16 protein-coding genes are annotated in these 14,106 nt (G+C 71.2%); 7 read left to right on the top strand and 9 right to left on the bottom strand.

What is annotated here, in order from left to right; all coding sequences use genetic code 11:
* Positions 1 to 247 precede the first annotated feature (247 nt).
* Positions 248 to 910: a DUF461 domain-containing protein gene (locus ACIBK6_RS21925; RefSeq protein WP_399052968.1), complete on the top strand. Its 663-nt coding sequence runs from the start codon at positions 248 to 250 to the stop codon at positions 908 to 910.
* A gap of 67 nt (positions 911 to 977) precedes the next feature.
* On the opposite strand, the gene ACIBK6_RS21930 is transcribed toward ACIBK6_RS21925, so the two are convergent.
* Together ACIBK6_RS21930 and ACIBK6_RS21935 are read right to left on the bottom strand one after the other, a co-directional pair.
* Entirely contained in the window at positions 978 to 1,658 is a 681-nt protein-coding gene (locus ACIBK6_RS21930) for a response regulator transcription factor (RefSeq protein WP_017242433.1), read from the bottom strand.
* Positions 1,655 to 2,935, bottom strand: a complete 1,281-nt coding sequence (locus ACIBK6_RS21935; RefSeq protein ID WP_399052969.1) for a sensor histidine kinase — start codon at positions 2,933 to 2,935, stop codon at positions 1,655 to 1,657. The genes ACIBK6_RS21930 and ACIBK6_RS21935 overlap by 4 nt, the downstream gene beginning before the upstream one ends.
* A gap of 225 nt (positions 2,936 to 3,160) precedes the next feature.
* Here ACIBK6_RS21935 and phoU point away from each other — a divergent pair, with 225 nt between their 5' ends.
* Both phoU and ACIBK6_RS21945 read left to right on the top strand, forming a co-directional pair.
* Complete coding sequence (gene phoU, locus ACIBK6_RS21940) at positions 3,161 to 3,838, top strand: phosphate signaling complex protein PhoU (RefSeq protein ID WP_399052971.1); 678 nt, start codon at positions 3,161 to 3,163, stop codon at positions 3,836 to 3,838.
* A gap of 310 nt (positions 3,839 to 4,148) precedes the next feature.
* Positions 4,149 to 4,298 carry a hypothetical protein gene (locus ACIBK6_RS21945; RefSeq protein ID WP_399052972.1) on the top strand — a complete coding sequence of 50 codons (150 nt, stop codon included), beginning with the start codon at positions 4,149 to 4,151 and terminating at the stop codon, positions 4,296 to 4,298.
* Between the two features lie 79 nt (positions 4,299 to 4,377).
* Here the strand turns inward: ACIBK6_RS21945 and ACIBK6_RS21950 are convergent, their stop codons facing one another.
* Together ACIBK6_RS21950 and ACIBK6_RS21955 are read right to left on the bottom strand one after the other, a co-directional pair.
* Positions 4,378 to 4,800 carry a hypothetical protein gene (locus ACIBK6_RS21950; protein WP_399052973.1) on the bottom strand — a complete coding sequence of 141 codons (423 nt, stop codon included), beginning with the start codon at positions 4,798 to 4,800 and terminating at the stop codon, positions 4,378 to 4,380.
* A gap of 202 nt (positions 4,801 to 5,002) precedes the next feature.
* Positions 5,003 to 5,764 (bottom strand): phosphoglyceromutase, encoded by a 762-nt coding sequence (locus ACIBK6_RS21955; protein WP_399052974.1) that lies wholly within the window; start codon positions 5,762 to 5,764, stop codon positions 5,003 to 5,005.
* A gap of 201 nt (positions 5,765 to 5,965) precedes the next feature.
* Here ACIBK6_RS21955 and ACIBK6_RS21960 point away from each other — a divergent pair, with 201 nt between their 5' ends.
* Positions 5,966 to 7,240, top strand: coding sequence for an MDR family MFS transporter (locus ACIBK6_RS21960; protein ID WP_399052975.1), 1,275 nt, complete (start codon positions 5,966 to 5,968; stop codon positions 7,238 to 7,240).
* Between the two features lie 43 nt (positions 7,241 to 7,283).
* On the opposite strand, the gene ACIBK6_RS21965 is transcribed toward ACIBK6_RS21960, so the two are convergent.
* Positions 7,284 to 8,219 (bottom strand): RNA polymerase sigma-70 factor, encoded by a 936-nt coding sequence (locus tag ACIBK6_RS21965; RefSeq protein ID WP_399052976.1) that lies wholly within the window; start codon positions 8,217 to 8,219, stop codon positions 7,284 to 7,286.
* A 176-nt stretch (positions 8,220 to 8,395) separates the two neighbouring features.
* Here ACIBK6_RS21965 and ACIBK6_RS21970 point away from each other — a divergent pair, with 176 nt between their 5' ends.
* Positions 8,396 to 8,878, top strand: coding sequence for a carboxymuconolactone decarboxylase family protein (locus ACIBK6_RS21970; RefSeq protein ID WP_399052977.1), 483 nt, complete (start codon positions 8,396 to 8,398; stop codon positions 8,876 to 8,878).
* A gap of 6 nt (positions 8,879 to 8,884) precedes the next feature.
* Here ACIBK6_RS21970 and ACIBK6_RS21975 read toward each other — a convergent pair whose 3' ends face one another.
* The 4 genes from ACIBK6_RS21975 to mshA form a co-directional block, all read right to left on the bottom strand.
* On the bottom strand, positions 8,885 to 9,106 hold the full coding sequence (locus ACIBK6_RS21975; RefSeq protein ID WP_399052978.1) for a hypothetical protein: 222 nt from the start codon (positions 9,104 to 9,106) through the stop codon (positions 8,885 to 8,887).
* 43 nt (positions 9,107 to 9,149) lie between these two features.
* On the bottom strand, positions 9,150 to 9,434 hold the full coding sequence (locus tag ACIBK6_RS21980; RefSeq protein ID WP_399052979.1) for a hypothetical protein: 285 nt from the start codon (positions 9,432 to 9,434) through the stop codon (positions 9,150 to 9,152).
* A gap of 148 nt (positions 9,435 to 9,582) precedes the next feature.
* Entirely contained in the window at positions 9,583 to 10,074 is a 492-nt protein-coding gene (locus tag ACIBK6_RS21985; RefSeq protein ID WP_399052980.1) for a YbjN domain-containing protein, read from the bottom strand.
* 109 nt (positions 10,075 to 10,183) lie between these two features.
* On the bottom strand, positions 10,184 to 11,527 hold the full coding sequence (mshA, locus tag ACIBK6_RS21990) for a D-inositol-3-phosphate glycosyltransferase (RefSeq protein ID WP_399052981.1): 1,344 nt from the start codon (positions 11,525 to 11,527) through the stop codon (positions 10,184 to 10,186).
* A gap of 305 nt (positions 11,528 to 11,832) precedes the next feature.
* On the opposite strand from mshA, the gene ACIBK6_RS21995 reads away from it, so the two are divergent.
* Together ACIBK6_RS21995 and ACIBK6_RS22000 are read left to right on the top strand one after the other, a co-directional pair.
* The gene (locus ACIBK6_RS21995) at positions 11,833 to 12,630 is read left to right on the top strand and encodes a class I SAM-dependent methyltransferase (RefSeq protein WP_399052982.1); all 798 of its coding nucleotides are present in this window, start codon (positions 11,833 to 11,835) and stop codon (positions 12,628 to 12,630) included.
* A 246-nt stretch (positions 12,631 to 12,876) separates the two neighbouring features.
* Positions 12,877 to 13,935 carry an NlpC/P60 family protein gene (locus tag ACIBK6_RS22000; RefSeq protein WP_399052983.1) on the top strand — a complete coding sequence of 353 codons (1,059 nt, stop codon included), beginning with the start codon at positions 12,877 to 12,879 and terminating at the stop codon, positions 13,933 to 13,935.
* The last annotated feature ends 171 nt before the right edge of the window (positions 13,936 to 14,106 follow it).

The raw sequence follows: 14,106 nt of genomic DNA on the forward strand, positions 1-14,106 counted from the left end.
GAAATTGATCACCCGGGATATGTGAACGGCGCGTACGAAACACCGAGATCAGCGCGCGATCGGCCGGAGTTCGGCGGGCCCTTCGGCCGTAGGGGCGGGTCGGGTGCGGGGCGCGTCGGACGGCTCGGTAATCTAAGCCCGCTGACACACCCTTAGCTGGCCCTTAGGTACGCGTAGGTACGCGGCCGGCTGACCCGTAGCCCGTCCGAAGCAGTCCGTCTCGTACGTCCAAGGAGTTGCCGCCGCCGTGAGCCGCAGCCTTCGACGCGGCGCCCTCGCCGCCTCTGCCATCGCGTTCTCGCTCCTCTCGCTCTCCGCGTGCGCGGCGGGCAACAAAGCCCAGACGCTCGGGGTGAAGGCCGACAGCGCCTACGTCACCGTCGGCGACATCAAGGTCCAGAACGCGACGGTCGTCACCCAGCCGAAGGCCGACGCCGAAGGCCCGGCCGTCGTCACGGCGACGCTGTTCAACAACGGCGCCGACCCGCAGACCCTCGACTCCGTCCAGGTCGGCAGCGCCACCGTGAAGCTCTCCCCCGCCAAGGGCGAGGGCGCGCTCACCGTCCCGGGGCACGGCTCGATCCAGCTCGGCGGCAAGGACAACGCCTCCGCCGTCATCGCCAACGGCCGCGAGGCCGCCAAGAACGGCGATGTCCAGAAGGTCACCTTCCAGTTCAGCAGGACCGGCGCGGTGAGCCTGGACGCCTTTGTGGTCCCGGCCACCAGCTACTTCGAGGGCGTCGGCCCCAGCGAGCTCCCGAAGCCGAAGGAGACCCCCTCGGGCAGCCCGTCCGGCACCCCCTCGGGCAGCCCGTCCGGCTCGGCCTCGCCGAACACCCCGGGCACGGGTGCCAGCGGCAAGCCCGGCGGCGCCGGCTCGCCGTCGCACAGCGCGGGCACCGGTCACTGACGTACGACAAGGGAGGGCGGCCCCGGATCACTTCCGGGGCCGCCCTCCCTTGTGTTCCCGGTACGGCTTACGGCTCGAACTTGTAGCCGAGCCCCCGCACCGTCACCAGGTACCGCGGCGCGCCCGGGTCCGGTTCGATCTTGGCGCGCAGGCGCTTGACGTGGACGTCGAGGGTCTTGGTGTCGCCGACGTAGTCCGCGCCCCACACCCGGTCGATGAGCTGCATACGGGTCAGCACGCGGCCCGCGTTGCGCAGCAGCATCTCCAGGAGGTCGAACTCCTTCAGCGGGAGGTCGACCTTGCCGCCGGAGACGGTGACCACGTGGCGGTCGACGTCCATGCGGACCGGGCCCGCCTCCAGGGCGGCCGGGGTGACCTCCTCCGGCTCGCCGCGGCGGCGCAGCACGGCGCGGATGCGGGCGACCAGCTCGCGTGAGGAGAACGGCTTGGTGACGTAGTCGTCGGCTCCTATTTCCAGCCCGACCACCTTGTCGATCTCGCTGTCCTTGGCGGTCACCATGATGACCGGGACGTTGGAGCGGCCGCGCAGCTGACGGCAGACCTCGGTGCCCGGCAGGCCGGGCAGCATCAGGTCCAGCAGGACCAGGTCGGCGCCATTGCGCTCGAACTCGTCCAGGCCGTCGGGCCCGGTGGCCGCCACCGCGACCTCGAAGCCCTCCTTGCGGAGCATGTAGGACAGGGCGTCGCTGAAGGATTCCTCATCCTCGACGACGAGCACTCGGGTCACGGAAGGACCTCCGGGGCAGGAACTATGACGTGTGATTGAGGCACAGCTGAACTGAAGGTCTCGTACGGGACATCCTCGTCCTCGTCGACCGTGACCGGACCACGCCCGGCCAGGGCGCGGTCCCGAACGGCACCGGCTTCCGGCAGCCGCAGGGTGAAGGTGGAGCCCTGTCCCTCGGAGCTCCACACCGTGACCTCCCCGCCGTGCGAGGCGGCCACGTGCTTGACGATGGCCAGGCCGAGACCCGTGCCGCCGGTGGCACGGGAGCGGGCCGGGTCCACCCGGTAGAAGCGCTCGAAGATGCGCTCCCGGTCCTTCTCGGAGATGCCGATGCCCTGGTCGGTCACGGCGATCTCGATGAGGTCTCCGCCGGGCGCGGCGATGCGCCGCCCGGCGATGCCGACCCGCGTCCTGGCCGGCGAGTAGTTCACGGCGTTCTCGACCAGGTTGCCGAGGGCCGCCGCGAGCTGGCCGCGGTTGCCCCAGACGTACAGGTCGGCGGTGCCGCCGGCGGCCATGGTGATCTGCTTGGTGGACGCGGTGTGCCGGGAGCGGTCTATGGCCTCGGCGACGAGCTCGTCCACCCGGACCGGCTCGGCGTCCTCCAGCGGGTCGTCGTTCTGGACCCGGGAGAGGTCGATGAGCTCCTGGACCAGATTGGTGAGCCGGGTCGCCTCGATCTGCATCCGGCCCGCGAAGCGGGTGACCGCCTCGGGGTCGTCCGAGGCGTCCATGACCGCCTCGGAGAGCAGGGAGAGCGCGCCGGTCGGGGTCTTGAGCTCATGGCTGACGTTCGCCACGAAGTCGCGCCGTACGGCCTCGATGCGGCGGGCCTCGGTCAGGTCCTCCACCAGGAGCAGCACCAGCCGGGAGCCGAGCGGGGCGACCCGGGCGGAGACCGCGAGGGCCTCGCCCCGGCCGGTGCCGCGCCGCGGCAGGTCCAGCTCGACCTGGCGTATCTCGCCGTCGCGCCGGGTGTCGCGGGCCATGTGGAGCATCGGCTCGACGGCCAGCTTGCCGCCCCTGACCAGGCCGAGCGCGTACGCCGCGGAGCTGGCCTTGACCACGGAGTCGCTCTCGTCGAGGACGACCGCGGAGGAGCGCAGTACGGAAAGGACGGTGTCCACGCCCGGCGGCAGTACGGCGTCGGTGTGCAGGGACGTCCGGGTGGGCCGCGCCTGGTCGCGCTCGCTCCAGCGGAACGCCAGCATGGCGATCACGCCGGTGCACACCCCGGCGATCGCTGCCAATGCGGCGACCGCCGCGTTCACGTCCATGCATCCAGGTTATGCGGCCCGGCCGACACTCTCCCAGCCAAATGGGTGGCCGCTCGAACGTTCGTCGCCCAGAGTTCACCGAGGTGATGGGGACGGTTCACTTCCTGTGGCCGAATCGGACGCGTAGCGGACCGAACGTGGGAGCGTGGGGGCCGGAGCCCCCGGACGGCCCCCGGACCCCCGGTTCGCAGAGAGCCTGGTTCGTATGTGAGGAGAGGGAAACCCATGCGGGACGCGTACCACGAGGAACTTGACTCGATCGGCGAGGGCCTGGTCGAAATGACCCGCCTTGTCGGGTCGGCGATCGGGCGCGCCACCACGGCCATGCTCGATGCCGATCTGAAGCTCGCCGAGAGCGTCATCGCGGCCGACCAGAAGGTCGACGATCTCCAGCACGACCTGGAGGCCCGCGCGATCGCCCTGCTGGCCCGCCAGCAGCCGGTCGCCACCGATCTGCGGATCGTGGTGACCTCCCTGCGCATGAGCGCCGACCTGGAGCGCTCCGGCGACCTCGCCCAGCACGTGGCCAAGCTGACCCGGCTGCGCTACCCGCAGCGGGCCGTGCCGCACGACCTGCACGCCACCATCCTGGAGATGGGCCAGCTGGCCCAGCGCCTGATGGCGAAGGCCGCCGAGGTCATCATCACCAAGGACGTCGACCTGGCCCTCCAGCTGGAGCAGGACGACGACGAGATGGACCTGCTGCACCGCGCCCTGTTCCAGCACCTGATGGACGACCGCTGGAAGCACGGCATCGAGACCGCGGTCGACGTGACACTGCTCGGCCGCTACTACGAGCGGTTCGCGGACCACGCGGTGTCGGTCGCCAAGCGCGTCGTCTACCTGGTGACGGGCGAGCACGCGGACGAGCTCCAGCCGCCCGCGCAGGTCGAGGGCGCCTGACCCCGATCGCACGGGTCCACGCCCAACGGGCCTGCGAGTGAGCCCTGTTGACCGAGCTCACCTGACCCGCCGGATCGGTCCGACCTCCCAACTGGCCCGCATGCAAGCCCTGTTGACCAAGGGCGCCCGGCCCGCCGGATCGACCCGACCCCACAACAGGGTTGCGGGCAGGCCCAGTTGACCAAGGTCGCCCGGTCCGGCGGAACAGTCCGGGCCCAACAGGCTTGCCCGCGTGCGCTGTTGATGCGCCGTCCCAGTGGGCATGCAATGGGTGAAGGCTCCTTGCGTCTGCCTACTCCGGGAGGGACCCATGGCCGATTCACCCACCAACGACCCGCAGCAGGAAGCACCCGTCCCAGCCGCCGAAGCGATGAGGCTGCCGATGATCGGCGCGTGCGGCTGCGGTTCGGGCTGCGGCTGCGGCTGCCAGTCGGGCGCGCCGTGCCAGTGCGGCGGTTAGTCCCGCCGGCATCGCCGTACGGACATGGAGGGGCCCCGTCCGATCATGGACGGGGCCCCTTCGCGGGCTGGCGACCGGGTCACTTCACCGTGACGGTGACCGTCGGCGAGGTGACCTCGTCGTACTTGACCCGCAGCTCCTGCTTGCCCTTGTCGTTGAGCTTGGCGTCGAGGCTGTAGCTGCTGCCCTGCTTGACCGTGGTGCTGGCCTGCAGGGTCGTCCACTTGCCGCCCTTCATGTGCTGGAGCACCAGCTTGCTGCCTATGGGCATGCCTTTGGTGCGGCCGGTGAACGTCACCTTGTCGCCGGCCTTCACCGACTCCGGCGTCGCCTTGATGGTGGTGATGGCGGCGGTCGACTTCGAGGCGGACACGGACGGACTGGGCTTGGGGCTGGTGGCGGCGGAGGCGAAGGTGCCGGCGGCGCCGGCGGACAGCAGGGCGGCGGACAGCGCACCGGCCGCGAGCGTCCGGGCCGTGCGACTGCGCAGGGTGGCTTTCACGTTGGAACTCCCGTCTTGGCGGACTCCCCCAGGCGAACCGCATTCCACCACTTCGGGTGAAATGCACCTTCCGAGGCTATCCACAGCCGGGCCGGATCGGCGACCGGAGCGACACCGGTCAACGGCGGAGCGTAACGAAAAGCCCCCCGCCCCGCGGAAGATCCGCGGACAGGGGGCTTCGGCGTGACGGAGGGCTACCGGGCTACTTCCGCTTGCCCTGGTTCTTCACGGCCTCGATCGCGGCGGCGGCCGCGTCCGGGTCCAGGTAGGTGCCGCCCGGCTTGACCGGCTTGAAGTCGGCGTCGAGCTCGTACACCAGCGGGATGCCGGTCGGGATGTTCAGGCCCGCGATGTCGGCGTCGGAGATGCCGTCGAGGTGCTTGACCAGCGCGCGCAGCGAGTTGCCGTGGGCGGCGATCAGGACGGTGCGGCCGGCGAGGAGGTCCGGGACGATGCCGTCGTACCAGTACGGCAGCATGCGGACGACGACGTCCTTGAGGCACTCGGTCCGCGGGCGCAGCTCCGGCGGGATCGTCGCGTAACGGGCGTCGTCGCTCTGCGAGAACTCCGTGCCGTCCTCAAGGGCGGGCGGCGGGGTGTCGTACGAGCGGCGCCACAGCATGAACTGCTCCTCGCCGTACTCGGCGAGCGTCTGCGCCTTGTCCTTGCCCTGGAGCGCGCCGTAGTGGCGCTCGTTCAGGCGCCAGCTGCGGTGCACCGGGATCCAGTGCCGGTCCGCGGACTCAAGGGCGAGCTGGGCGGTGCGGATGGCGCGCTTCTGGAGGGAGGTGTGCAGCACGTCGGGGAGCAGGCCGGCGTCCTTGAGCAGCTCACCGCCGCGCGCCGCCTCCTTCTCACCCTTCGCGGTGAGGTTGACGTCCACCCACCCGGTGAACAGGTTCTTCTCGTTCCACTCGCTCTCGCCGTGGCGGAGGAGGATCAGCTTGTACGGTGCGTCGGCCATGCGTCCGAGCCTAATCGACGTTCTGGGGCCATTGCGCGCGCGGAGACCTAGGCACCCGGGCCGTCTCGATTGACGGACGGCGTCAATTCGGTGGCCCCCGGGGCGGGCCCACTTGTAACGTGCGGCCATTGCCCGCACCACTTACACACGAGTCGGCTCACGTGCACCTGCGCACGTGAGCCGCAGCCACGGGGGAACCGCATGACCGTCGCCAGTCTCAGGCGCGCCGCACGAGAAACCGTCTCCGGTCTGCCACGGGAGTTCTGGTGGCTGTGGACCAGCACCCTGATCAACCGGCTCGGGGCCTTCGTCGCCACGTTCATGGCGCTCTACCTCACCCTGGACCGCGGCTATTCGGCCTCGTACGCGGGACTCGTGGCCTCCCTGCACGGGCTCGGCGGAGTCGTCTCGTCCATCGGCGCGGGCATCATGACCGACCGGCTCGGCCGCCGCCCCACGCTGGTGATCGCGCAGACGTCCACCGCGCTGAGCGTCGCGCTGCTCGGCTTCATGACCGATCCGGCGGCGATCGCGGGCGTCGCCTTCCTCGTCGGCATGGCGAGCAACGCCTCGCGACCCGCCGTGCAGGCGATGATGGCGGACATCGTGAAGCCAGAGGACCGGGTCCGCGCGTTCTCCCTCAACTACTGGGCGATCAACCTCGGTTTCGCGATCTCCTCGATGACGGCCGGCTTCATCGCCCAGTACAGCTACCTGGCGGGCTTCCTGGGCGAGGCGACGCTCACCCTGGTCTGCGCGATCGTGGTCTTCCTCAAGCTCCCCGAGTCCCGGCCGCGGCGGACCGCCACGGAGAAGGCCGCCGAGCCGGAGATCGGCATCGGCACGGTGCTGCGCGACGGCCGTTTCATGGGCGTGGTCGGCCTCTCCTTCCTCATCTCCCTTATTTTCCAGCAGGGTTACGTGGGCCTGCCGGTCGCGATGGGCACGGACGGCTTCTCCAGCGCCGACTTCGGCCTGGCGATCGCGGTCAACGGCATCCTCATCGTGGCGGTCCAGATCCCGGTCACCCGCTACATCCAGCACCGCGACCCGCGCCGCCTGCTGATCATCTCGGCGCTGCTCGCGGGCTACGGCTTCGGGCTCACCGCGTTCGCCGGTTCGGTCGCCGTCTACGCGCTCACCATCTGCGTGTGGACGCTGGCCGAAATCGTCAACGCCCCGACCCAGACCGGCCTGGTGGTCCGCCTCTCCCCCGTCCACGGCCGCGGCCGCTACCAGGGCATCTACACGATGTCCTGGTCGGTGGCGGCGCTGATCGCCCCGCTGATGTCCGGTTACGTCATCGACCACTACGGGGCGGCCTGGCTCTGGGGCACCTGCGCGGTCCTCGGCACGGCGACGGCGCTCGGCTACTGGCTGCTCATGCGCGGGCTCCCGGCGGAGCGGCCCGTAGAGCGGCCCGCGGTCGCCGTGGACGTACCGCGCGCTGAGCTTCGTACAGATTCGGCGGCCTGACAGCCTCGTGAGCCCCGTAGAGGGGAAAGGCGGGGCCCCCGGGTCAGCGGCGCAGGGCGGTCTCCTGCTGCATGTGCGTCAGCTTCGCGGGGTTGCGCACGGCGTAGAGCCCGGTGATGAGGCCGTCGTCGATGCGCACCGCCACGACGGTGTCGAGCTCGCCGTCGAGCCGGAGAACCAGCGCCGGGTAGGCATTGACCTGGGCCGGCCGCATCGACGGTGCGGTGACCTTGCCCAGCCCCCCGATCAGCAGGCGGGCCACCTTGTCGGCCCCCACCACGGGCCGCAGGACCGCCTGCTTGACTCCGCCGCCGTCGCCCACCAGGACGACGTCCGGCGCGAGGATGTCGAGCAGGCTCTGCAAGTCGCCCGTTTCGACCGCCCGTTGGAACGCGTCGAGCGCGTCCCGGGTCTCGGTCGGGGAGACGATCCCGCGCGGCCGGCGCTCGGCGACGTGCGCCCGTGCCCGGTGCGCGATCTGGCGGACCGCGGCCGGGCTCTTGTCGACGGCCTCGGCGATCTCGTCGTACCCCAGGTCGAACACCTCGCGCAGCACGAACACCGCGCGCTCGGTCGGCGCGAGGGTCTCCATCACCAGCAGCATCGCCATCGAGACGCTGTCGGCCAGCTCGACGTCCTCGGCCACGTCGGGCGCGGTGAGCAGCGGCTCGGGCAGCCAGCTGCCGACGTAGGACTCCTTGCGGCGGCCGAGCGTACGCAGCCGGCTCAGCGCCTGGCGTGTGGTGATCCGGACCAGGTACGCACGCTGTTCCCGCACCTCGCCGAGATCGACGCCCGCCCACCGCAGCCAGGTCTCCTGCAGGACGTCCTCCGCGTCGGCGGCCGAGCCGAGCATCTCGTAGGCGACGGTGAACAGCAGGTTGCGGTGGGCGACGAACGCCTCGGTGGCGGGGTCCGTGCGTCCGCCGCCGGCGGGCTGCCCGGCCGTGTCCTTCGTGCGCTCGCTGTGCTCGCTCATCTCCGGGTGCTCCCGCCTGTTCGCTCTCGACCGCGTCACGCGCACAAGACGCCGGTCCCCGCGGGTTTGTGACACCCGGGGGCGGTGGCGCACGTCACACGCCCGCCCCGTCACAGGGCGCGGCCCGGCGGCATCTCGTGTTCATCCAGAGCGACACCACACGTGAGGACGAGGTCATGGAAACCCGATTCAACATGTTCGAGAACGAGACCGCCCTGAAGTTCGCCAAGCGGTTCGCCAACGCCGGCCTGCTCATCCAGCAGTCGCCGCTGCCGACGACCACGCAGCAGCTGGTGTCGCTGCGCGCCAGCCAGATCAACGGCTGCGGCTGGTGCATCGACGCGCACACCAAGGAGGCCACGGCGGCCGGTGAGACCGCGGTCCGGCTCCACCTGGTCGCCGCCTGGCGCGAGTCGACCGTGTTCACCGAGGCCGAGCGGGCCGCGCTGGCACTCGCCGAAGAGGGCACCCGGCTCGCCGACGCCCACGACGGCGTGTCCGACGAGACCTGGGCCGAGGTGCGCAAGCACTACGACGACGACCAGATCGCGGCGCTGGTCGCCCTGGTCGCCCTGGTCAACGCGGCCAACCGGCTCGCCGTGATCGTGCACCAGCGGGGCGGTTCGTACGAGCCCGGCATGTTCGCCGCGTTCAACTGAGGGTGTTCACGCCTGCCAGTGGGCCTGCGGACCCTCAGGGCCCACTTCCAGGCGGAGGCGCTCGTAAAGCCCGGACAGGGGAAGGTCGGTGTACTCGTCGGGTACGTCGATCTCGGTGACCTCGCGGCCGTCCATGGGGAGGGGCCGGACATTCACCCCGCCGCTGCTGTCGACGTCCGCGAGGGCGATGATCCGGCCGTGCTGGTCGTAGGCCACCTGAACCCGCATCAGACTCTCCCTTGCTGCTCTGCTACTGCACTGATCCACGCTTCTACTGATCAATGCTGACGGCGCTCATGATGAAGTCCGCGTCTCCGTTCTGGGCGCGGACCAGCATGTTCCATCCCGTACGGGGCGTCGCGTTGATGTCCCAGGCGGCCAGCTCCTGCAGGATGTCGACGTAGGTGAAGGCGGCGCCGAATCCGGTGTGGCCCACCGACCAGCGGTTCCAACTGCGCGGCTGGGGGTCGCCGCTGGTGTAGTTGAACCCGAACCAGTGCTGCTGTCCGGCCGCGAGGAACATCCGGCCCGTGTAGCGGTGCACAACGCTTGCCATGAGCGTCACCCTTCGTCTGCGTCACCCCGTTTCCTGCCCTGCCTGCCCAGCGGCGAGCTGGGCGGGAGCCGCTTTCACGCGAAGGAAGGAGCGCACACCGGCGCGCGGGCGAAGCCCCCGAAGGGGAAGGGGCCGGGGTGGGCCCGGGTCAGGATTCCGGTGTCTGGGTCAGGTGGGTGAACGCGTCGAGGTTCCGCGTCGACTCCCCCCGGGAGACCCGCCACGCGTACTCCCGCCGGATCGCCGAAGCGAACCCCAGCTCCAGCAGCGTGTTGAAGGATCCGTCCGCCTCCTCAAGCACCACGCCGAGCAGCCGGTCGAGCTCTTCCGGCGAGACCGCGCCGAGCGGAACCTTGCCCGCCAGGTACACGTCCCCGAGCCGGTCGACCGCGTAACTCACCCCGTACAGGCGGAGGTTGCGTTCGAGGAGCCACCGGTGGACGGCCGGTTCGTTCTCGTCGGGGTGCCGCACGACGAACGCGTTCACGGAGAGGGAGTGGCGGCCCACCCGCAGCGAGCAGGTGGTCGACAGTTTGCGCGTGCCCGGCAGGGTCACGACGTAACTTCCGGGCTCCGGGGACTCCCACGAGAGCTCCGCGTCCTTGAGGGCCTCTTCGATGACCTGCCGCACGTCAGCCATGCCGCGAGCCTACGCGAAAGGGCTCGCGCAGCCGCCTCCGCACGCGGCACGCCGCCGCACGTCAGCGGGACCGCGAGCCCGCCCGAAAGCACCCACCGGGCCCCGTGCCTCACCCGTGCCGGGCCCGCACCCTGCGCCGGTGCTCCTGCATCGCCGCCGTGTACACGTCCGCCGTCGCCGACGCCGCCGTCCCCCAGCCGAAGGACTGGGCGTGGCGGGCGGCCGCGTCGCCCATGCGCTGCACCAGCGCGGGGTCCTGTACGAATCGGCGCAGCGCCGTCGCGTAGTCCTTCGGGTCGTGGCCGCGCACCAGGAAGCCCGTCGATCCGTCCCGTACCGCCACCGGAAGGCCGCCGACCGATGCCGCGACCACCGGGGTGCCGGCCGCCTGCGCCTCTATGGCGACGAGGCCGAACGATTCGCTGTAGGACGGCATGACCAGGACGGATGCCGCCCGGAACCAGTCCGCAAGGCGATCCTGGCCGACCGGTGGTTTGAACCGTACGACGTCACTGATGCCGAGCCGGGCCGCCAGCTTCTGCAGGCCCTCCGGCTTCGCCAGGCCGCTGCCGGAGGGCCCGCCCACGATCGGCACGATCATCCGCGAGCGCAGGGAGGGGTCCCGGTCCAGGAGGTCCGCCGCCGCTCGCAGCAGGATGTCCGGTGCCTTCAGGGGCTGGATGCGGCCCGCGAACAGCGGGATGAACGCGTCCCGGGGAAGGCCGAGCCGGGCCCGCGCCGCCGTCCTTCCGTCCGCCGGGCGGAACCGGTCCAGGTTCACCCCGGGGTGGACGACGGCGACCTTGCCGGGGTCGGCGTCGTAGAAGCGGACCAGTTCGTCGGCCTCCTCGGCGGTGTTGGCGATCAGCCGGTCCGCCGCGTTCACGATCTGCGTCTCGCCGATGACCCGCGCGGCCGGCTCGGGGGTGTCGCCCTCGGCGAGCGCCGCGTTCTTGACCTTGGCCATGGTGTGCATGGCGTGGACGAGGGGCACGCCCCAGCGTTCGGCGGCGAGCCAGCCGACGTGGCCGGAGAGCCAGTAGTGGGAGTGGACCAGGTCGTAGTGGCCGGGCCGCTGCCCCGCCCACGCCTGCATCACGCCGTGCGTGAAGGCGCAGAGCTGGGCCGGCAGTTCCTCCTTGGCGAGGCCCTCGTACGGACCCGCGTCGATGTGCCGGACCAGCACCCCCGGCGACATCTCGACGGCCGGCGCGAGCCCGCCGGTGGTGGCCCGGGTGAAGATCTCGACCTCGATGTTGATCGCGGCGAGGCGCTTGGCGAGCTCCACGATGTACACGTTCATGCCGCCCGCGTCGCCCGTCCCCGGCTGGTGCAGCGGGGAGGTGTGCACGCTGAGCATGGCCACCCGGCGCGGTTTGCGGTGGCCGCCGGGAAGCCGGAGCCTGGGCGGCCCCGCCAGGGTGCCGGCGAACCGGGACACGTACTGGCTCACGTCGAGGTCCTCCTCGGCTCGGGGCACTGCCTTCGGGCACGGAGCGGACAGGCGGACCCGCCCTCTCCGGAGACGGGCATGCCAACACGCCCCTCCACAGCCCCGAACACCGGAATCCCCCCTTTCATTTCCACTTTGCCAAAAAGTTGCCGGACCCGGGCGGCCGGGACCGGCACCCCGGCCCCGGGCGCCGCACCGGAACGGAGGGCTCCGCCGGTTTCCGACCGGAACCCGCGACACCGGAACGGAGGGCTCCGCCGCTTCCGGCCGGAAACCGCGCCCGCGCCGCCCCCTACCCTCGTCATATGGCTCCACCCGCCCCGTCCGCGAAGCGCCCCGTCGGCACCGTCACCCGCGGCACCACCAATCCGAACCGGCTGCGCCGCATGGACCGCTGGATCGCCGACGCGCACGGGGCCGCGCTCCGCCGCGCGGACGCCCCCGTCGCCGTCGACCTCGGGTACGGCGCCGCCCCCTGGACCGCGGTGGAACTGCTCCAGCGGCTGCGCACCGCGGCCCCCGCCGTCTCGGTGGTCGGCATCGAGATCGAGCCGGCCCGGGTCGCCGCCGCCAAGCCGTACGAGCGCGAAGGGCTCACTTTCCGGCACGGCGGTTTCGAGGTGCCGCTCGCCGAGCCGCCGATGCTGATCCGCGCGGCGAACGTGCTGCGCCAGTACGACGAGGCCGAGGTGGCCGCCGTCTGGACCCGGCTGTGCGGGCGGCTCGCGCCCGGCGGGCTGCTCGTCGAGGGCACCTGCGACGAGATCGGCCGCCGCCATGTGTGGGTCGCGCTCGACCGCTCCGGCCCGCGCACGGTGACCTTCGCGACCCGGCTCGGCTCCCTCGACCGCCCCTCCGACCTCGCCGAGCGCCTGCCCAAGGCGCTGATCCACCGCAACGTCCCGGGCGAGCCGGTGCACGCGTTCCTGCGCGACTTCGACCGGGCGTGGGCGGCGGCCGCCCCGTACGCCTCGCTCGGCGCGCGGCAGCGGTGGATCAGGGCGGTACGGGATCTGTCGGCCGACTGGCCGCTCGCGGACGGCGTACGGCGCTGGCGGCAGGGCGAGGTCACGGTCAACTGGGCGGCGCTGGCGCCCCGTTGAGGCCGGACCCGCAGGTTGCCGCGGCACGGGCCCCGGGCATCGCGCGAATGAACTCCCGCCACCGGGGGAACGCGTGGCGCGCGCCGTTCGTCCCACCTGAGGGGATGTGACCCGTCAGGCGCCGTGTGCCCCTGTCGTTTTGACGGAGGTCGTGGCAGCATCGCGCATTGCCTGGATGTTACTGACGAGAAATCAGATTCGGGTTGTCCGGTGTGGGGCCGGGGTTGGCCGGAGGGGGAGTTTTCAGTGCCGAAGAAACGCCGTTTGGCGGCCGCGATCACCTTGGTGTGCGCGTTGAGCGTGCTGGCCGCGCCGGGCACGGCGTTCGCCGACCCCGCGCCGACGCCGTCCGGCGGAGCGCCGGGGCAGCCGCTGACGCTCGACGAGGTCGGCAAGCAGATCGACGAGCTGTACCGGCAGGCGGCCGCGGCCACCGACGCGTACAACCTCGCCGAGGAGCAGACCAAGCAGCAGTCCGCGCAGATCGTGCAGTTGGCGCAGCAGATAGTGCAGGGCCAGGAGAAGATCAAGCGCCTGAAGGACCAGGCGGGCGCCACCGCGCGGATGCAGTACCGCAACGGCGGCCTGCCGCCCGGCGCGCTGATGATGCTCAGCGGCGACCCCGGCTCCTTCCTCGACGGCGCGAACCGGCTGCGCGAGGGCCAGCAGGCCGCCCAGAGCCTGCTCACCGAACTGAACCAGACCCAGGCCGACTTGGCGGCGTACGGCAAGGACGCCACCGCCCAGTGGACGAACCTGGAGGACAACCGGGTCAAGAAGGAAGCCGCGAAGAAGGACATCACCGAGAAGATCGCGGCGGCCGAGAAGCTCCAGTCCCAGCTCAAGGAGCAGGACCGCCAGCGGCTGGCCGAGCTGGAGCGGAAGAAGGAGTTCGACTCGCAGACGGCCTGGCTGAGCACGGGCATACTGAAGGCCATCAGCACCGGCGCGAGCGAGCAGGGCAAGAAGGCCGTGAAGTTCGCGACCGACCAGATCGGCAAGCCGTACCTCTGGGGCGCCGAGGGCCCCGGCTCCTTCGACTGCTCGGGCCTGACCAGCCAGGCCTGGCTCGCCGCGGGCCACGGGATCCCGCGCACCTCGCAGGAGCAGTGGGCGCAGCTGCCGCACGTCGCGATCAAGGACATGCGCCCCGGCGACCTGATCATTTACTTCGCCGACGCCACGCATGTGGGGATGTACATCGGCGACGGAGCGATCGTGCACGCGCCGCGGCCCGGCCGGAACGTGACGATCACCGGCGCCGGTTCGATGCCGATCCTCGGCATCGTCCGGCCGGACAGGTAAACCGGACACGACATGGAGCCGGTCACGTAGCCGGACATGCGGCCGGTTGCGTAGCCGGACGTGTAGCCAGACATAGAGGCGGACGGGCCCTCCACCCCCGCCCGCCCGCTCGTCCGCCCGGACACCCGGATCGGTACGGCCGGGCAGCCGGGGAGCGTTCGGGCGGGCAGG

This window comes from Streptomyces sp. NPDC050485 (assembly GCF_044458185.1).
Lineage (GTDB): Bacteria > Actinomycetota > Actinomycetes > Streptomycetales > Streptomycetaceae > Streptomyces.